Annotated in this window: 20 protein-coding genes and 1 tRNA gene; 8 read left to right on the top strand and 13 right to left on the bottom strand. The window is 64.0% G+C overall.

The genetic code is table 11. From position 1 onward, the window contains the following. Window positions 1-73: 73 nt before the first annotated feature. The gene (locus tag FPH17_RS05075) at window positions 74-1,600 is read right to left on the bottom strand and encodes an adenylate/guanylate cyclase domain-containing protein (protein WP_154878922.1); all 1,527 of its coding nucleotides are present in this window, start codon (window positions 1,598-1,600) and stop codon (window positions 74-76) included. Between the two features lie 58 nt (window positions 1,601-1,658). Between FPH17_RS05075 and FPH17_RS05070 the strand changes: the two genes are divergently transcribed. From FPH17_RS05070 to FPH17_RS05050, 5 genes are all read left to right on the top strand, one after another. After that, the gene (locus FPH17_RS05070) at window positions 1,659-2,888 is read left to right on the top strand and encodes a DNA polymerase III subunit delta' (protein WP_154878920.1); all 1,230 of its coding nucleotides are present in this window, start codon (window positions 1,659-1,661) and stop codon (window positions 2,886-2,888) included. 74 nt (window positions 2,889-2,962) lie between these two features. After that, window positions 2,963-3,038: transfer RNA gene (locus FPH17_RS05065), tRNA-Thr, on the top strand. Window positions 3,039-3,147: 109 nt separating this feature from the next. Next, complete coding sequence (locus tag FPH17_RS05060; RefSeq protein WP_154878919.1) at window positions 3,148-3,435, top strand: hypothetical protein; 288 nt, start codon at window positions 3,148-3,150, stop codon at window positions 3,433-3,435. 175 nt (window positions 3,436-3,610) lie between these two features. Further along, window positions 3,611-4,030, top strand: a complete 420-nt coding sequence (locus FPH17_RS05055; RefSeq protein ID WP_154878917.1) for a hypothetical protein — start codon at window positions 3,611-3,613, stop codon at window positions 4,028-4,030. Between the two features lie 4 nt (window positions 4,031-4,034). Beyond that, window positions 4,035-4,454: a hypothetical protein gene (locus tag FPH17_RS05050; RefSeq protein WP_154878915.1), complete on the top strand. Its 420-nt coding sequence runs from the start codon at window positions 4,035-4,037 to the stop codon at window positions 4,452-4,454. Window positions 4,455-4,751: 297 nt separating this feature from the next. Here the strand turns inward: FPH17_RS05050 and FPH17_RS05045 are convergent, their stop codons facing one another. Continuing rightward, window positions 4,752-5,939: an MFS transporter gene (locus tag FPH17_RS05045; RefSeq protein WP_154878913.1), complete on the bottom strand. Its 1,188-nt coding sequence runs from the start codon at window positions 5,937-5,939 to the stop codon at window positions 4,752-4,754. Window positions 5,940-5,988: 49 nt separating this feature from the next. After that, window positions 5,989-7,662, bottom strand: coding sequence for an AMP-binding protein (locus FPH17_RS05040; RefSeq protein ID WP_154878911.1), 1,674 nt, complete (start codon window positions 7,660-7,662; stop codon window positions 5,989-5,991). A gap of 194 nt (window positions 7,663-7,856) precedes the next feature. On the opposite strand from FPH17_RS05040, the gene FPH17_RS05035 reads away from it, so the two are divergent. Further along, window positions 7,857-8,711 (top strand): GDSL-type esterase/lipase family protein, encoded by an 855-nt coding sequence (locus FPH17_RS05035; RefSeq protein ID WP_095275173.1) that lies wholly within the window; start codon window positions 7,857-7,859, stop codon window positions 8,709-8,711. Here the strand turns inward: FPH17_RS05035 and FPH17_RS05030 are convergent. After that, window positions 8,692-9,666: a hypothetical protein gene (locus tag FPH17_RS05030; protein ID WP_154878910.1), complete on the bottom strand. Its 975-nt coding sequence runs from the start codon at window positions 9,664-9,666 to the stop codon at window positions 8,692-8,694. The two genes, FPH17_RS05035 and FPH17_RS05030, sit on opposite strands and share 20 nt — an antisense overlap. Next, window positions 9,663-10,034: a PadR family transcriptional regulator gene (locus FPH17_RS05025; protein ID WP_154878909.1), complete on the bottom strand. Its 372-nt coding sequence runs from the start codon at window positions 10,032-10,034 to the stop codon at window positions 9,663-9,665. The genes FPH17_RS05030 and FPH17_RS05025 overlap by 4 nt, the downstream gene beginning before the upstream one ends. Window positions 10,035-10,142: 108 nt before the next feature. Between FPH17_RS05025 and FPH17_RS05020 the strand changes: the two genes are divergently transcribed. Next, window positions 10,143-11,243 (top strand): S-(hydroxymethyl)mycothiol dehydrogenase, encoded by a 1,101-nt coding sequence (locus FPH17_RS05020; protein ID WP_122084587.1) that lies wholly within the window; start codon window positions 10,143-10,145, stop codon window positions 11,241-11,243. A gap of 25 nt (window positions 11,244-11,268) precedes the next feature. After that, window positions 11,269-11,895, top strand: coding sequence for an MBL fold metallo-hydrolase (locus FPH17_RS05015; RefSeq protein WP_095275169.1), 627 nt, complete (start codon window positions 11,269-11,271; stop codon window positions 11,893-11,895). A gap of 15 nt (window positions 11,896-11,910) precedes the next feature. Here the strand turns inward: FPH17_RS05015 and FPH17_RS05010 are convergent, their stop codons facing one another. The 8 genes from FPH17_RS05010 to FPH17_RS04975 all read right to left on the bottom strand — a co-directional run bounded on the left by FPH17_RS05010 (window position 11,911) and on the right by FPH17_RS04975 (window position 18,274). Then, window positions 11,911-12,624: a DsbA family protein gene (locus tag FPH17_RS05010; RefSeq protein ID WP_240510519.1), complete on the bottom strand. Its 714-nt coding sequence runs from the start codon at window positions 12,622-12,624 to the stop codon at window positions 11,911-11,913. A gap of 13 nt (window positions 12,625-12,637) precedes the next feature. After that, window positions 12,638-13,006: a DUF2304 domain-containing protein gene (locus FPH17_RS05005; protein WP_154878908.1), complete on the bottom strand. Its 369-nt coding sequence runs from the start codon at window positions 13,004-13,006 to the stop codon at window positions 12,638-12,640. Beyond that, complete coding sequence (locus FPH17_RS05000) at window positions 13,003-13,755, bottom strand: polyprenyl-phospho-N-acetylgalactosaminyl synthase PpgS (protein ID WP_154878907.1); 753 nt, start codon at window positions 13,753-13,755, stop codon at window positions 13,003-13,005. Before FPH17_RS05000 ends, FPH17_RS05005 begins: the two co-directional genes overlap by 4 nt. An 88-nt stretch (window positions 13,756-13,843) precedes the next feature. After that, the gene (locus FPH17_RS04995) at window positions 13,844-14,617 is read right to left on the bottom strand and encodes a glycosyltransferase (protein ID WP_095275166.1); all 774 of its coding nucleotides are present in this window, start codon (window positions 14,615-14,617) and stop codon (window positions 13,844-13,846) included. 108 nt (window positions 14,618-14,725) lie between these two features. Next, window positions 14,726-15,415 carry a DUF6973 domain-containing protein gene (locus FPH17_RS04990; protein WP_154878906.1) on the bottom strand — a complete coding sequence of 230 codons (690 nt, stop codon included), beginning with the start codon at window positions 15,413-15,415 and terminating at the stop codon, window positions 14,726-14,728. A gap of 104 nt (window positions 15,416-15,519) precedes the next feature. Then, window positions 15,520-16,383, bottom strand: a complete 864-nt coding sequence (gene rfbA, locus FPH17_RS04985) for a glucose-1-phosphate thymidylyltransferase RfbA (RefSeq protein ID WP_095275165.1) — start codon at window positions 16,381-16,383, stop codon at window positions 15,520-15,522. 39 nt (window positions 16,384-16,422) lie between these two features. Further along, the gene (locus FPH17_RS12040) at window positions 16,423-16,899 is read right to left on the bottom strand and encodes a hypothetical protein (protein WP_203085451.1); all 477 of its coding nucleotides are present in this window, start codon (window positions 16,897-16,899) and stop codon (window positions 16,423-16,425) included. A gap of 52 nt (window positions 16,900-16,951) precedes the next feature. After that, a complete protein-coding gene (locus FPH17_RS04975; RefSeq protein ID WP_154878905.1) occupies window positions 16,952-18,274 on the bottom strand; it encodes a sugar nucleotide-binding protein in 1,323 nt (440 codons plus the stop codon). Window positions 18,275-18,277 lie beyond the last annotated feature (3 nt).

The following is an 18,277-nucleotide window of genomic DNA, read 5'->3' as shown; positions in this document are numbered from 1 at the left end:
TAAGGTTGGGCGCGGGAAATCTCACGCACTCTCGTCATTGAGGAAGCCACGGAGGCCCCAAACAACAACCTGCCTAGTACCGGTCCGCCATGGTGGAGCGCACTGGGCGCGCCAGCTGCGTCATCTTGTTACGGCCGCGTAGCTCGACCGACTTCATGAGGGTCCAGCGCTGCTGCTCGACCTCGTTGGCGGCGCGCAGGGTCGATGCGTTGGTGAGCACCCGGCCCTGGACGCCCTTGGCCAGCTCGGTGAGGCGGGCGGCGGCGTTGACGGCATCGCCGATCACGGTGTACTCGAAGCGGTCGTGGCCGCCGATGTGGCCCGCCACGACGTGCCCGGAGGCGACGCCCACGCCGGCTTCGAGCTCCAGCCCGCCGAGCTCCTGGCGGAGTTCCCGGGCCGCTTGGAGGGCGTGCGAGGTGGCGTCGTGAAGCGAAACTGGGGCCCCGAAGACGGCGAGCGCCGCATCGCCCTGGAACTTGTTGATCACGCCCTTGTTGCGGTGGACGACCTCGACGACGATTTCGAAGAACTTGTTCAGCGCCGCGACGACCTCCTCCGGGGTGTGGTCGACGGCGAAGGTGGTGGAGCCGACGACGTCGACAAACACGACGGCAACCTTGCGGTCCTCGCCGCCCAGTTCCGGCTTTTCCTCGAGCGCCTTCTGGGCGACCTCGCTGCCCACGTAGCGGCCGAAGATGTCGCGGACGCGCTGGCGTTCGCGCAGCCCGCGCATCATCTCGTTGAACCCGGCCTGGAGGACGCCGATTTCGGAGCCGTCGTAAATGTCCACCTGCGTATTCGTCTCGCCGCGGCGCACGCGGTTGATGGCGTCCTGCAGCTCCTTGATCGGGTCGACCACGCTCATGATCACAAACGCGGTGCCGAACGCGCCCGTGACCAGGGCGGAGATGGCGAGCGCGAAGACGGATGGCCCGAGCTCGCCCGGGGTATCGGTGAAGAAGCCGCGCGCCTGCGCGACAAAGAGCAGCACGATGCCCAGGATTGGCACCGCGGAGGTGGTGAACCACGTCATGTACAGGCGCTGCTTGATCGGCGGCTCCAGCGTGGAGTCCTCGAAGCGGCGCGCGAGCGCGGTGGCGGCGATCGGCCGCACGAGGCGCTCAGCCTGCAGGTAGGTGAGCACGGCGGTAACGAAGCAGGCCATGGAGGTCGCGATGAAAATGACCAGCGCAAACGGGCCACTCGTGCGCGCGGTGATCACGGCGAGGATGGCGATACCGATGAGCCACACCACCACCACGATCATCGTCTGCAACACCGGCAGACGAAGCACCAGGTGGCGCACCATGTTGGGGTCGTGGTCCTCGGGGCTTCGCTGCCACTCCAGCACGGGCCGGAAGAGGAAGAACGTGACCACCATGCCCACGATCACGGCGAACACCACGTACACCAGCCCGATCAGGCCGAGCCTGGAGCTGTGCAGCGCCAGTTCATCGGTCTCCGGCATGGGAATGAAGTACCTGATGAACAGCATGATTGCGGCGGCGCCGAGCACGTTGGTGCCAAGCACGGTTGCGGCGTACAGGGGCCATGAGGTGCCCCACACCCAACGCAGTCCGTGCCAGAATCTCTCCATGACCTATCACCTTAGCGTTCATCGTGGTTGTGGGGGCGAACTAGTAGGCTAGAGCAGCGTGACTCAGCCAGCCAATCCACGCAGTGTCGCAGAGCGCCTCGCCGACGCACCCCACGTGCGCGACGTCATCTTGTCCGCCGCGGCGTCTGCGCGCGAGCAGTTGCTTATCGACGCCCCCGCGGACCAATACGCAATGACCCACTCCTGGCTGTTCACGGGCCCGCCGGGCTCAGGGCGCTCGCAGGCTGCGATGGCGTTCGCCGCGGCGCTGGTGTGCACGGACCCGCACGAGGTAGGCTGCGGCCGCTGCGCCGGGTGCCGCGACGCGCTGGCGGACCAGCACGCCGACGTGGTGCACGTGGTGCCCAAGGAACTGATCATCAAAACCGAGTACATCCGGGACATCGTCGCGCAGGCGGCCCGGATGCCCACGGTGGCCGCGCACCGCGTCCTGATCATCGAGAACGCGGATCGCCTCCACCCGGCCGCCGCGGACGCCCTGCTCAAGACGGTGGAGGAGCCGCCGGAGCGCACCGTGATCATCATGCTCGCGCCGTCGACGGACCCCGAGGACTTCTCGCAAACTCTGCGCTCTCGCTGCAGGCACCTCTATATCCCGTCGCCGTCCGAGTCGGAGCTCGTGCGCATCCTCATGGACGAGGAGGGCGCGAGCGAGCACGACGCGCACCTGGCCGCGGCGACCTCGCTGCGCCACGTGGGCCGCGCGCGCCTGCTGGTGCGCAACCCGGACATCCAGCAGCGCCGCGCCCGCGCGATCAACCTGGCCGAGCTGATTTTCCACGGCGCGCAGGCGTTCCAAGCAGTGGGTTCGCTGGTCAAGGCGACTGAGAAGGAAGCCGTCGACGCCTACGCAGAGGAAGATGCCGCCGAGCGTGCCAAACTCGAGCAGGCTCTGGGCATGGGCGCGAAGGGGAAGGGCGCGGCGAAGGCGCTGCGCGGGGCGGCCAGCTCTATCAAGGAACTTGAGTCGCGGCAGAAAGCGCGTGGCACCCGGCGTAAGCGCGACGTCTTCGACCTGGTCCTGGTGGACCTCGCCGGCGTGTACCGGGATGCGCTGGTGGTGCAGTCGGGTGCCGACGTCCCGCTGACGCACCCCGACTTCGAGCCACTCGCCCGCGAGGTGGCGGACCGCGTACCCGCCGCCGGCCTGGTCGCCTGCCAGGACGCGATCGCGCAGTGTCGCGCCCGCCTGCACCAGTCGGTGACGCCGACCGTGGCGTTCAACGGCATGATCGGTCACCTGCGCATCGCTTGCGGCGTGCGCTGACCTGCTGGTTTATTATTTGCTGGTTTCTGCATTACAATCACTTTCCGGTACAGCGTCACTTTGTGCGTTGTCCGGCCGCCTTAGCTCAGTCGGCAGAGCGTTTCACTCGTAATGAAAAGGTCGCGAGTTCGATTCTCGCAGGCGGCTCCACCAAAACCCCAGCTAGAACACTGTTTTAGCTGGGGTTTCGGCGTGGGTCTGGCGCGCCGAGTTGTCCCAGGTTATGATGGACACCCCCGAGATGAATTCAGGGAGAAATATGATCTATGTGGTCTTTGGCGCAGCGGTCGCGCTATTCATCTCCTTATGCATCATGGCAATGGGGTGCCTCGTCCACCTTTCAGTGAAGCGAAAGGTGCTTTCTCCATTCCGTTTCTTAGTCGTGATGGTTTTACTAGCCCCGGTTTTTCTGATCTACGACATACTCAGCGATGAGATGTGTAGCGGCCTATCCAATTATGCGGTCAGCGGTTACTTAGTTACCGCAGTCGTTATCGGATCTCTAGGGCGCATCATCGCGGATGGCTCCAGTGAAGCGCGGGAATAGGAGCGACTCCTGGGCAAGAGATCGTTTCCTCTTTTCCAGCTTCAACAATGTCAAGAGACCGCCTGCAGTACCGGATACACGGAGCTACGATGCGGCCATGGCAGTCTCGGTTGAATGCGTCGTGGACTCACCTGACCCCAAACGTCTCATCAACGCCTAACTCGGCAGGAGCAAAATGAGTTCATATAAAGACATCACGACCTTCTCTGCCCCCATGCTCGTCAAGTCTCTGAATACGTTGCAGATTTCTGCGGGAGAGGAGAACGGCGAGTGGGGTGCCCAATTTCCGCAAGGTGTTGCCATCTTTGTTCCCGAGGGTGAATATTTCAGTGTCCGCATTGAGTCTTTTGGAACAATCCCGTCAGACGCGCAGCTCGTGGCAATGAACGCTATCAATGCGACGAACGACAACCTCGCTTTCGGCAAAGTGGTTCCTAATGTCATCGAGGGAAGCAGGGCGGTTGTCTTTCGCAATCACTTCAACTTCACCCAAGGCGTGTCCCAATTCCAGCTGGACATGCTTATCGACGCCAGCTTGCAGGTCGGGTTCGACGCGCTGGGAAAGATCGAAGCTCTTTTTGAAGGAACGGAGTAAGGCCATGGGATTGTTTGGAAAGAAGAAGCCGGCGTTGCGTGAAGCATCCGTCGAATCTATTGGGGAGGCACTCTCCTCTCAGGGGCTTAGCTGCTCGCAGCTGTCGACTGGTGGGTTGCTTACTAAAGTCAATGGGGTTCCTATCTACATCGTTGATCAGGACACGAACATTGGTATTGGTGGGATGATCCAGGCGCGTCAGTCTAAAGCGGAGGACCTCAATTGGATCAGCGACTTTAATAATCGTGCGCTGTGGCCGGTTGTCTTCCGCGTAGACCAGGAGACTGCGAGTGTTATCCACGCTGAGCATCGAATCATCAAGGGCGTTGAGTACTCCGAAGCACAGCTGCGTGACGAAGCTGAGCTTGGAGTCCTGATTGTTGCGGATACCTTGCTGCGTTACAGCGAGGAGCATCCGCAGTAGGCCACTACCCAATACGACTCTCGGTATGCGCAAGCGAGTGCAATGAGTTTTTGAAAACCGGATGCGGCGATTAATCTATCGCAGCTCAGCTATCCGGATATGAGTAGGGGTAATGATTCTCGGCACCAGCGACGCGATTCATCACACTCGAACCCTTGGGACTACATTGTCCGAACGGAGCTAGCTCCATTTGCATCAGGACCGGGCGCAAAACCCCAGGTCGCCGTCGCCCACATCGGCCAAACGGAGCTAGCTCCATCTAGGACGTCACGCCCAGGACGCCACACCGACGAAACCTCAACTCCCAACAACCCCGCGCACCAGGTACCCGCGGCGAATCTGCGCGGCGCGGATGAGCGCGGAGCACCCGGCCAGCGCGGCGAGCACCACGAACGGCAGGCTGGGGCCGAAGCGCGGTGTCACCCACGCGATCAGCGGCGAGATCCCGAACCCCAGGTAGGTGGCCACGTAGTACAGCCCGATGACGCGGCCGCGTTTGTCGGGCGGGGTGTACTCGTCGACGTCGAGAAGCCCCTCGCGCAGGCACAGCCCGTAGGCGAGCCCGAGCAGCGCGGTCGCCGCCACAAACGCCCAGGCGGACGGCCGCGCCCCGCCGAGCGCGATGAGCAGCATCCCGCCAGCCGAGCTCACCGCCCCCACGACACCTGCGCGCGGCCCCCACCGCCCGCGCCGTGCGAGCGCCTGCGCCGTCAGCGCCACGGTAAACCCCAGAACGGCGGCCACACCGGGCATGAACGCCGCGCCGATGGCAAAGTCGATCCGCCCGGCAAGCACGATCATCGCCATCGTCATCGACGCAAACACCCACAGCCCCATCGGCACCGCCGTAGTCAGCGCCTTCACCTCGCTGTGGCCCGCGCGCGCCTCCGCCGCCTCTCGCGTCACTGCAGTCACACCGTGCTCGGGCATGCTTATCGACGCCACCACCACCCCCACCGACATCACAATCGGCACCACGAACGGCACCTTCACCGCGTCCGCAGCCAGGTGGGCGACCACCCCGGAAGAGACCGGGCCGAGCATGAACCCGGTGGTCAGCGCGATGCCCGCGAGCATGGACCCGCCCGCGCCGCGGAGCCTACCCGCCCAGGTAGTACCGGCGCTGACCACCAGGCCCACCCCGAGGCCGACGACGCATCGCCCGACGAGCAACCCGTGGCCGGGGATGCCCAGCATGAGGTAGACGTTGCCGGCGGTCGCGATGGCAGTGCCGATGATGACCACGGATCGTGACCCGAACCGGTCGGCGGCCCACCCGCCGATGAGCAGGCTGGGGAAGAGCCCGACCGCGTAGATGCTGTAGGCGCTGTTGACCAAGACCTCGGAGATGTCGTGGTCGCGGCGCAGCAGTACCAGCACCGAGGCGAAGTGGTTCGCTGACCACCCGGCCGTGATGAGGGACGCGAGGGCGAGTAGGAATGGCGCGCGGGCGTTGTCGCGCGGGCCCGGTGCAGCGGCTTCCATGGGGCTCCTTCCTCCCGGGGATAAGAGCTGACGCCCTGGTCCTCGGGACTTATGTGTCGCGGTGGCTTTCCGGCAGCAGGCGGGGGACAACCTTGCCCGTCGCGTTGCGCGGAAGCTTGTCCACGAAGTTTACGTCGCGGGGGATGGAGTGGTCAGCCAAATGGGCTCGGACCCAGTCGCGAATTGCCTGGGGAGTTAGGCGAGCGCCGGCGTCGGAGCGTTCGCGCACCACCCACACGGCGATGCGCTTGAAGGTGTCGGGGTCATCGACGCCGCCGGAGTGGAGCTCGTCCACCCCCGGCATCTTCTCCAGGACCTCGGTGACGGACTGCGGGTGCACGTTCTCGCCGCCGACGATGATCATGTCGTCGTTGCGGCTTAAGACGTGGAGGTAGCCGTGCTCGTCGAAGTAGCCGAGGTCGCCCATCTCGACGAGGCCGTCGATGGTGACCAGCGGGGTGTCCGGGTTGGTGTAGCCGCGCAGGGCCGTTTCGTTGTTGAGGAAGATGCGGCCGACTTCGCCTTGGGGGACTTCCTGGTCGTTGGCGTCGTAAAGCTTGAGCACCGTGCCCGGCGGGACGCGGCCGGCGACGGAGAAGTCGCTGGCCAGCAGTTCCGGGTCGGCGGCCGCGGCGAGGGCGAGTTCGGTGGAGCCGTAGATGTTGGCCAGGATGGGGCCGAAGCGGTCGTGCATGCGCTCAATGATGGCGGGGGTGAGCGCGTTGCCGGCCGAGCCGATGAACTTCAGGTGCGAGGTGTCGTAGTGCTCGTTGCCGGGGACGTCCAGCATCTGTTTGAAGAAGACGGGGGAGGAGACGAGCCCGTCGCAGCGGAAGTTCTGGATCTGGCGGAACACGTTCTCGGGATCGAAGACGCGCTGGGTCACTACGGTGCCGCGCACGCCGAGCGTGATGTTGAGCGCGGACCACCCCCAGGTGTGGAAGATGGACGCCGTCATCTGGATGGTGTGGCCGGAGCGGAACGGCATGGCTTCGAGGTAGCCGGCTACTACGATCGGCAGCTTCGGCTCGGGGCGGAGGATGCCTTTGGGGATGCCGGAGGTGCCCGATGACATGAGCACCATGTCGCCGTGCGCGGGGAAGGCGGGCAGCGCGGGGAGGTCGCGGGTGCCGCGGGCGATGATGCCGGCCTGGGTCAGCTCGGCGCCGTGGTCGCGGGAGGTGTGCGCCCACACCGTGGTGACGTGGTCGATCCCCTCGGGGATGCGGTCGGCGAACTCGTCGTCGATGAACAGGATGTTGATGTCGTTTTCCGCGATGATGCCGGCGAGCTGTTCGGGGGAGGAACCGATGTTGAGCAGGAAGATCGTGCCGCCGGTATAGCCCTTCGCCGCGAGGGGCAGGATGATACCGCGGCCGTTGCGCGCCATCACGCCGATGCGCAGCGCGTCGAGGGCCTGCGTGCGCTGGACGTCAAGCATCCAGCGGCCGAGGGTGCACGATTGGTCGCGGAGCTGGCGGTAGGTGAGGAGGCCGTCGTCGTCGATAAGCGCGGTGCGCTCGGGCACTGCCGCGGCGCCCTGCTCGACCTCGCGTGCGGTGGTGAAGTGGTAGCGCGCGAGCGCGGGCGCGAGGGTGAGCAGGGCTTTCGGCCCGCCTTCGGCGCTGATGAAGCCGGCGCGGGTGGCAGCGCGGAGGAAGCGGACCGCGGAGCGCGCGGTGAACGCGGCGCGGCCCACGGGAGAGAGTGCGGGGTGCGGCATGACGCGAGGTCCTTCTTTCCCTGAAAAACTGGCAGACACAGTGTATCTGCTTAGTTGTAAAAAATGATTTGGGGTGTTAATTCAGTAAACGTATGTGACTTATGTTGTGGGGAAAGTATGGCACGGGTAACGTTTGTCTACGACTTGGGGATATAGATCCTGTACATAATGCCGCCACAAGGAGCATACGGAACATGACGCGCACTTCACTTCGTACCAAGGTTGCCGCCACCTGCGCAGCGGTCCTGGCCACCATCGGCTCCGTCGGGGTTGCCGGCACGGCCGTCGCACCGGCCGCGCAGGCGCAGGAGCGAAACCTGGTCATCCTCGGCGACTCCGTTATCGCGGACCCGAGCGGCCCGCAGTGGGCGGCGGGCAAGCTCGGGCTGGACCCGCGCGGCTCCTCTTCCGTGACCACGTGGTGCCCGACCTCTCCCACCAGCTGGGGCAAGCAGGCGGCCGGCCGACTCGGACTGCCCGCCTGGGACTACTCCTGCACGGGCACGGTTTCCATCCAGAAGGGGCCGCAGTTCGCCTCCCAGGTCACCCGCGCCGTCAACGAGGGCGGCCTGACCCCCAGCACGGCCCGCGTGATCATCTCCACTGGTTTCAACGACACCTACCACAACGACGGGCGCGATCGAGCCGCTTTTCGACGCGACTTTGTCGCCGCCATGGTGCCGCAGATCAATCGCATTCGCGCCGCCGCCCCCAACGCGCGCATCCAGATCGTCGGCTACCCCAAGATCACGCAGGGTGACCGCGTCTGCCTCTTCCATGTCGCGCCGAACGTGTCGGACTACACCCCGTTCGCGGCGGTGCAGGAGTGGGAGGACTCCGCGCAGTGGGCCCAGGTTGACCTTGCGCGCGCGACCGGTGTGGAGTTCCTGGACATGAAGCCGTCCACCTGGAACAACAACATGTGCTCGCCGGATAACCAGCGCATGTGGGCCGGCCTGGTGGACTTCTACGGCGGGCCGGGCAACCTGCCCATCCACGTGAACCAGCGCGGCCACGCCCACGTCGCGGCTAGGATCGCCGCATCTTAAACCACAATTGGATCGCCGCGGCGCCGGAGCATAACGCGGCAAATCCGAACAAACTGACGCCGACCATGTTTGGCCCGTCCTCGCTGAAGTAGTTGAGTGCCATGTTGGCGAGCGTGAGCAAGAATGCGCCGGCGTTGATGTTGGCCGCGCGCTGCAGCTTGCGCTTCGGGCGCGACGGGAGGCTGTGCGCGTAGCGCTTCGCGTCACCGAATTCTTCCTCCACCGTCGTGCCGTTTTCCTCGGCGAACGCGTGGGCCTCCGCAAGCACTTCGCGGATCTCGCGCTCGCGGTACTCACCACGGGCGCGTAACTCCCCGGCGACCGTGCTGTCCCAATCGCCGGCGGCAGGAGTGGTGTATGTGGTGTCGTCGGGCGTCTGCTTCTTCCACGGCAAGAAGAACGCCGCGGCCGACATGATAAGCGCGAGGATCAGGCTCCACCCGTTGCCAAACGGCAGCGAGATCGCGTCCAGCGCCATGATGGCCCACGCGCCGAGGAGGCTGAGCGCCACGAGCGGGACGGTCGCGATGGCAGCAGCTTTCCACTTCGCCATGCGGGTGTAGAGCCTCCAGTAGGTGGCGAGCGTGAAGCTCAGCCCGAGCGCGAGGACCGCCGGGGTGATCGCCATGCCGAGGGTGACGTCCTCGTTCCAGGTGGCGATGGTAATCCCGATGGCGAAGCCTGCCGTGGCGACGAAGAAGATCCAGGCCAGGCGCGGTGGGCGCGCCGGTCCCTGACTCATGAATGGGTCTGTGCCGCCGTGTGCCAGGTCGTCGCGGACCTCGGCTGCGTGGGATTCTGCCCACTCGTCGGCCTTGCCGAAAGCGGCCTCGGGCGTGAGCCCGTCGGCGTCTGCGTGCGCTGCGGCATCGGCGGCGGCTTGCTCGGCCGCGTCGCGGGAAAAGCCGTGGTTGAGGGTGAGGACGAGGGTTGCGCGGTCGGTCCAGAAGCTCATTTCGTGTCCTTTCGGGTGGTAGTGGGGTTCGCGGAATTGGTGGGGTCGGTGCGCGGCGGGCCGTCGCGAAGCGCCGCCCTGAGCTGATCGAGCTGGGTGCCGTAGTCAAAGAGCTCGGCCTTCCCCTTGGTGGTGATGGAGTAGGTCTTGCGGCCGGGCCCGCTTTCGCTGGGGGCCCAGTGGGCTTCGATGAGGTCGGCGTCCTCGAGCTTGCCCAGGACGGGGTAGAGGGAGCCGCCCTTTGGTCTGCCGAAGCCGAGGGGCTCGAGCGATTGCGCGATGGCGTAGCCGTGCGCGGGCCCGTCGGCGAGGCATCGGAGGACCGCAGCCGGCATGAACGCGCGTATCCAAGGTTGGGGGAATGTCATGTACCTAAGTATGAAACGTATCTAGGTATGTGTCAAGATTTTGGTTGGTGTGAGGGGGTAATGCTCGGATAAGTGACAGATCTCCAAAATCCGGTACGGTAGGGCCCTATGAGTATTCAAAAGGTCCAAGGTGTCATCGCCCGCGAAAAAGGTGCAGACGTTGAAGTCACCACCATCGTCATCCCGGAGCCGGGCCCCAACGATGTCGTGGTGAAAGTCCAGGCCACCGGTGTGTGCCACACCGACCTGGCATACCGTGACGGCGACATCGAGGACGCCTACCCGTTCCTCCTCGGCCACGAGACCGCTGGCGTGGTCGACACTGTCGGCGAGGACGTCACCCACGTGGCGCCCGGCGATTTTGTCGTGCTGAACTGGCGCGCAGTCTGCGGCGAGTGCCGCGCCTGCCGCAAGGGCGACACGAAGAACTGCTTTAACACCCACAACGCCTCCAAGGGCATGACCTTGGAGGACGGCACCGAGCTCACCCCGGCGCTGGGCATCGGCTCGTTCGCGGAGAAGACCCTGGTCCACGAGCTGCAGTGCACCAAGGTAAACCCGGACGAGGACCCGGCAGCCGCGGGCCTGCTCGGCTGCGGCATCATGGCCGGCCTCGGTGCGGCCGTGAACACCGGCGACATCCAGCGCGGCGATTCCGTCGCCGTCTTTGGCCTGGGCGGCGTTGGCCTGGCCGCAGTGGCGGGTGCTGCACTCGCGGGCGCATCGAAGATCATCGCGGTGGACATTGACCAGCGCAAGTGCGACGCCGCCACCGAGACTTTTGGCGCCACCCACGCCGTGTGCGCGAAGGACCTCAGCGAGCAGGAGGTCATTGATAAGGTCCGCGAGCTCACCGACGGCTTCGGCACCGACGTTGCCATCGACGCCGTGGGTATCCAGCCCACCTGGCGCCAGGCCTTCTACTCGCGCGACCTGGCCGGCCGCATGGTCATGGTGGGCGTGCCTAACCAGACCGACCACATCGACGTACCGGCTATCGACGTCTACGGACGCGGCGGCTCCATCAAGCCGGCCTGGTACGGCGACTGCCTGCCGGAGCGCGACTTCCCCACCTACGTCGACCTGCACCTGCAGGGCCGCTTCCCGCTCGGCGAGTTTGTCTCCGAGCGCATCGGCGTCGGCGACGTGGAGGACGCCTTTGCCAAGATGAAGCGTGGCGACGTGCTGCGCAGCGTCGTCGAGTTCTAGTCAGACCGAGCCCGAAAGGACCACCATGACATTCCGCGTAGAAAACGTTGTCACCTCCGGCCTGTTCAAGCTGGACGGCGGCGAGTGGGAGGTGGACAACAACGTCTGGATCGTCGGCGACGACAGCGAGGTCTACATCATCGACGCCGCCCACGACGCCAACGCCATCGCCGCCGCGGTGGGCGACCGCCGCGTCAAGGGCATCATCGCCACCCACGGGCACTCGGACCACATCGACGCCGCACCAGAGCTCTCTCGCCTGGTCAACGCGCCGGTGTACCTGCACCCCACCGACGGTTTCCTGTGGCAGCGCGAGAACCCCAACGCGCAGTATGAGCAGCTTGTCGACGGCACCACGTTCCAGATCGCCGGCACCGACCTCAAGGTGCTGTCCACCCCGGGCCACTCGCCCGGCTCCGTGGTCGTCTACGCGCAGGAGGCCGGCGAGCTGTTCTCGGGCGACACCCTGTTCCAGGGCGGCCCGGGCGCTACAGGTCGCTCGTTCTCGTCCTTTGACACCATCATCCACTCCCTGCAGACGTCCGTACTGGACCTGCCCGCGGAGACGGTGGTGCGCACCGGCCACGGCGACCACACCACCATCGGTGCGGAGGCCCCGCACCTGGAGGAGTGGATCCGCCGCGGCTTCTAGCCCGGCGAGCCCGGGTTAGGCGTCGGCCTTCTCCAGCTCGGCGTCGATGACCTCGGCGAACTTCTCAAAAGGTAGCGCGCCCTCGAGCACCTGGCCGTTGATGATAAAGGTCGGGGTGGCGGTGACCTCGGACTGCTGGGCGAGCGTGTTCGCCTCCGAAAGCGCCTGGTCGTACTTGTCACTTTCCGCGTCCGAGCGGAACTGCTCAAGGTCCGGCACGCCGGCCTCCTTGGCAAAGCCGGCGAGCTCGTCGAGGGAGAAGTCCGGGTGGCCCTCTACCTTGGAGGCGGCCGCGACGTAGGCTTCCTGGAACTCGAAGAACTTGCCCTGGTCCGCAGCGGCGCGGCCGGCGCGCGCCCCGTTGAGGGCGCCTTGTCCGTTGATGACAAAGTCGTTCATCTCGAAGCGGACCTTGCCGGTGTCCACGTACTGCTTCACAATCTCCGGCATCGTTTGCGCGGCGAAGCGCATGCAGTAGGGGCAGGCCCAGTCGGAGAACTCGGAGATGACGACGGGGGCGTCGACGTCGCCAAGCGCCATGGCGTCGTCGGCCTCGCGGCGAGCAACATCCACCTTCGGGGCCTCTGCCTGGGTAGACTGCTGAGCGGTCTCCGTCGCGGCGGGCGGCGTCGCGGTCTGGTTGCCAATGAGATATCCGCCCACGCCGGTGCCGATGGCGAGCACGGCCGTAAAGGCCCACATCAGGGGTGGGATCTTCGTATCGCTCACGGTAAAAATGCTCCTATTCAGGTTGCGATGCTTCAGTCGCTGCGCCGTACGGATCTTCCGGGCGCACCGCATTCTGTAAGGCTACCGCGCGGGCCAAGCGGGCATAACGCAGCTCCTGTTCGCGGAACCGGGTCCACGTGGAGATGGTGGTGAAGAAGAACGCGAAGATGAGCGCGTACAGCATGAGATCTGTGCCGCGAGACACCCCGAGCCAGTTGGCCAGCACCGTGACGTCGTCGGGGCGCAGGATCGCCCAGATTGCCGCGAAGACGAGCACCACGAAACCGAGCTTGACCCACGCCTTCGCGTTCGCCTTCTTGCGGTGCGTGAAGAAGTAGATGACCAGCACCAGGGTCGCCAGGATGAGGAACAGCTGGATCATGGGAGCCTCCTTGCCACAATGCCGTCGGCGAGGATGTTCACACCGTTGATCAGGGACTGGCCCTTGCTCATGGAGTACTCGGTGTACAGGATGTCCACCGGCTCCTCAGCCACGCGCCACCCCTGCGCATCAATCATGCTGACAATTTCGGAGGCGTGCGACATCCCATTCATGCGGATGTTCATCTCGTGTGCCACTTTGGCATTGAAGGCGCGCAGGCCGTTGTGCGCGTCGGTCAGCCCAAGTCTGCGGGTGCGAGGAGAGAGGAGCACCACCGTTCTCAGCACGAGGCGCTTGATCCACGGCACCTGCGTCTCCTCCTGGCCTGCGAAGCGGGTGCCCACGACGATGTCAATCGGCTCGGTGCGCAGTCGCTGGATCATGCGCTTCACGTCTTTGACCTGGTGCTGGCCGTCGGCGTCGAAGGTAACAAAGTACTTCGCGCCAGGCTGAGTACGCGCGTACTCAACACCCGTCTGGATCGCGGCGCCCTGGCCAAGGTTCACGGGGTGGTTGACCAGGTGCGCGCCCGCGGCGTGGATCGACTCGGCGGAGTTGTCGTGCGAGCCGTCATTGACCGCCACGATGTTGGGAAACGTTTCCCGCGCGTGCTCCAACACGTCTTGGATGACCTGACCCTCGTTGTAGCAGGGGACGATGAGCCAGGTGTCGGTGAAAGACTCGTGCGCGCCCTGTTCGCGCCCTGGGTATTGCGCCGAATGCTTATCGACGCCGCGAGATTGGTTCATAGCGCTCAATACGTTACCGGTCTCGATGGAAAAGTAGGGCGTACACGCGCGTGAGCAGTCTGTGAGGAATAGTCAGCGAAAACGGTGTTCACTTACTTCGATGGAACAGCACGCCATATGCGCGCTGCATGAGGTGTAGTGGGAGCGCGCGGTAGAGGTTTCGGAGGACGAAGTTGAGGCGCGCGCGCACCGGCGAGACTAGGCCATACTGAACCAGCGCGGTTTGAAGTTCTCTTTCAGCCTCGCGTACGTTGTTCGCGGAACGGCGTCTGAACTGGTCTTGATCCACTCGAAAATATGTTAGAGGTTCTGGGAGATTATAAAGTTTCTTCCCCTGCGAGATCATGCGTGCCCATAAATCGTAGTCCTCCATGCCACGTAGATCGCGGTAACCTCCTACGGCAAGTACGTCGGCGGTGCGAAACATTACCGAAGGGTGGTTCATTGGGGAGTTGAGTCGGACGTATTTTGCAATCGCCGAGGGAGATTCCGGCAGTTTTCTAATATTGCCGTGACCCGCTTCGTTGAACTCCCTCATCGAGGAGCCGACTACCGAGATGTCAGGGTGCTTATTGAGGAAACTGAGCTGAGTCTCGATGCGGTGTGGGAAAGCGGCATCGTCCGAGTCAAGGCGTGCGACAAATTCGGTGTCGACTGCACGAAGTCCAGCTGCCAGAGCTTTCCCGAGGCCAACATTTTCTTCCAACGGTAGCGTATCGACGTTGTTGAGAAGCGAATGGACGTCCTGGGCGATTGGGCCGTCGAGAACTACGAGAATGCGTTCGGGCGGCCGAGTCTGTGCTTGTAGGCTCTTCAGGGCGAAGGCGAGATCTTCAGCTTTCGTATTTGCGTATACGGACATGAGTACTGTGACTTCGCCTACGCGCAATGACTTGACCTGCTTTTCTTCGAATTGTGAACGTGTGATCTCGGGGCAAATTTCTCTGAAGCCCTGAGATTTCGCATCTGGCTAGTTCAAGGTTTTTAAAATACCATTCCCCGACCATGTGTGGCAGAAGTTGACTGCTTTTCTCCAGTCATTTCCTGCGGCGACAGCTGCCCACCTTCCTTGAGCATTGTTGTATAGGTCCATTTCCTTCTCAGCTTGCGGACCGGTTGTGAACTTCTCGTGATTAGTCCCAATCAGCTTCGCTGCTGGTTCTCCAAGATCGATTGTCATTGATGCGCTCCACCAGCAGTGACGCCAGGCGTCTCCTCTTCCGTTGTGTGAGGAAGTCGGATAGAAGCGAATAGCTTCGTCGGAAGCGTGATCGGCGAGTTGCTTTGCTTTGTAGCATTTGGACGCGCCTAGCGTGATGCCGCATTGAGCAATCTCAGCAGCACTTAAAACGGTTCGGCTGTAGGCTGATCGCGTTTGTGCGTTTGGGTGCGCAAGGGCGGCTGCATCTTCAAGCTCCGCTGTGACTGCGAGTTTGGTTTCCAGACTGAGGTTGTCGAATTCCTGCCAAAATTCCTCTTCGGAAAGAGTGCGATTTTGTTCGATGAAGGCTTTCGCATCAGCTTCTGCTGTCGGAGTGATTCGGCTTCGGTCAACGCTGCTAAAACCTTCGGTATCAAGCTCCTGGGTATCCGCGTGGGCGAGAGGTGTTAAGCCTAGGGTAAGTGCGAGCATTGCTGCTGCGGTGATTTTTGCCAACATGGCATCTCCTTGGTGTTGGGGGAAGGGGGGGACCGCGGTGGTTTTCCGGGTAAAAGTATTGTATCAAAAAGTAGATGAGGAAAAGTGCTTTGTCAGAACTTTTTCTAGTCCCGCGCCGCGTCCAACAAGTAACGCCCGTAACCCGATTTCAGCGTGGCGCGGCCGAGGGCTTCGAGCGCGTCGCGGGAGATAAAGCCCTCACGGTAGGCGGCCACCTCGGGTGAGCCGATGATGGTGCCGGTGCGCTTCTGCATGACCTCCACATACGCGCTGGCCTCGCTCATGGAATCGATCGTGCCGGTGTCCAGCCACACGTCCCCGCGGTGCAGCCGGTGGACCTTCAGCGCGCCCTCGCGCAGGTAGGCCTCGTTCACGCTGGTGATTTCCAACTCGCCGCGCGCGCTCGGGGTGATCTGTTTGGCAATCTCCACCACCTTGCTGTCGTAGAAGTACAGGCCCACGACGGCGAAGTTGGACTTGGGTGTTTCCGGCTTTTCCTCGATGGACAGGGCGGTGCCTGCCGCATCGAACTCGACGACACCGTAGCGCTGCGGGTCCGAGACCTCGTAGGCGAAGATGGCACCGCCGTCCACGTCGCGGGTCTCGCCAAGAATCCGGGTGAGCTGCGTGCCCTCGAAGATGTTGTCCCCCAACACGAGTGCGACCGAGTCGTCGCCGATGAAATCCTCCCCGATGATGAAGGCCTGCGCGAGCCCATCCGGGGAGGGCTGGACTGCGTAGTTGAGCATGACTCCGAAGCGTGAGCCGTCGCCAAGCAAACGCTTGAACGCGCCCGCGTCCTCCGGGGTGGTGATGATGAGGATGTCGCGGATACCTGCGCTGATCAGCGTGGTCAGCGGGTAGTAGATCATCGGCTTGTCATAAATGGGCATGAGCTGCTTCGAAATGCCCTGCGTGATCGGGTACAGGCGCGTGCCGGACCCGCCGGCCAGAATGATGCCTCGCATGCGTCCCAGACTAGCCGGTCACGCGAAGTCCGCCCGCGCTTACTCCTGTGTCATTTCCTTCATGAAGTCTTCGAAGGTGTAGCGGCCGGCGGCGATCTCTCGCACATCAAATTTCACTGCCAGGCCCAGCACCGTGGTGAGCACGCCCAGCACGAGCAGCGCGATCTGCGGCTTGCTGATCTTGGAGAAATCGCCGCTGGACATCGCCTGCAGGATGTCCGGGGCGGAGGGCGCGGCCGATGACGTGGTGGTGGCCGGCGTGATCGTGGGGGTGGTGGTGACCGTGACCGTCGGGGTGGTCACGGTGGTGGGACTCGGGGTGGCGGTCGGCGTTGCGGTTGCGGTGGTGGTCCCAGTTGCCGTGGCCGTCGGAGTGGCGGACGTCGTCCCCGTCTGCCCTGTCTGCGCAGCATTCGCCGGGACCACAAGGCCCGCGGCGCCTAGGACGGCGACGGTGGCCAACGCGACGGACTGCGTGCGAGACATCTGCGTGCGAGGCATCTGCGTGCGAGACATGGTGGAGCTCCTTTTACGGTTTCCTCAGGCAAAGCAAGTTCAGCGTCTAAACCTACTGCATCGCAAGGTACAGGGCGAGTGCTGCTCGCCAATTGGTTGGCGTGAATCCGGTCGCCTTGATCTTGTCCAAGCTCAGGGTGGACTCCGCCGGGCGCAGTGCCTCCGGTCCGTTGAGCTCGGCGTACTGCGCCGTGGTCACCGGGTGTACCTCGGAGGGGTCGTGGCCGACGCCGATGAACACGGCCATGGCGATCTCGTCGCGGCCCACCGCGTCCCCGTCCGAGGTCAGGTTGTATACCCCGTACTCAGCTCGGGTGCGAAGCAGGTGCGCGATGCCCTTGGCCAGGTCCTCGGCGTACGTGGGGCGGCCGCGCTGGTCCATGATCACCTTCGGCTCCACCCCGCGCGCGGCCAGCCCGGCCATCGTGGACATGAAGTTGTTGCCGTCGCCGAAGACCCAGGCGGTGCGCACCACGTAGTGCTTGCGCGCCACCTGCGCCGCGGTATCGCCCGCGGCCTTCGACGCCCCGTAGGCCGACAGCGGAGAGGGGGTCTCCGCCTCGTCGTGGACCTCGCGGGTGCCGTCGAAGATGTAGTCGCTGGACACGTGCACCAGCGTCAGATCGTGGGCATTGCTTATCCGCGCCAACTGTGCCGGCGCCTCAGCGTTGACCGCCCAGGCGGTGGCGCGGTCGTCCTCGGCACCGTTGACGTTGTTGTACGCGGCGCAGTTGATCACGGCCCAGTACTGGGAGAAGTCCAGGTCGGGCATGTCGGTGAGGTCGAACTCGTCGTGGGTGAAAAAGTCGGCCTCATCCTCGCCGTATACCTGCCTGAGTGCCCGGCCCAGCTGGCCGTTCGCGCCGGTGACGAGGATTTTGCGGGGCGGGACCGGCGTGGCGTCGGCAAGCATTGGGTGCTTCGTGTCTGCCTCCGAAAGCTCGGTGGGCTCGAGCGGCCACTCGACCTCCTTGTACGAGCAAAACGCGTATGCTCCGTCCGGGTTGTAGCGCTGATTGACCAGGTAGATGTAGGTCGTGGCGTCCTCGAGTGCCTGGAAGCCGTTGGCTACGCCCCGCGGCACAAACACCGCGATGTCCGGGGTGACCTCCAGTCCAAAGCGCGCTCCAAACGTGGGCGAGCCCTCGCGCATGTCCACCCACGCGGCGTAGACGCGGCCCGTGGCCACCGAGATCCACTTGTCCCACGGCTCGGCGTGCATCCCGCGGGTGGCGCCGCGCCGGGTGTTGAAGCTCACGTTCTGCTGCGCGGGCACGAGCGCCTGGCCGGCCCAGTTCTCCTTGAACCAGCCGCGATTGTCCTTGTGGACGGTCAGCCGTTCAACCTGCAGGCCTTGAATCGGGGTCTCACACATGCT

Source organism: Corynebacterium gottingense, from assembly GCF_007559235.1.
In the GTDB taxonomy this organism is placed as follows: Bacteria; Actinomycetota; Actinomycetes; order Mycobacteriales; family Mycobacteriaceae; genus Corynebacterium; species Corynebacterium gottingense.
The sequence above is the reverse complement of the archived record's forward strand: the minus strand, read 5'-3'. Positions and strand labels throughout refer to the sequence as shown.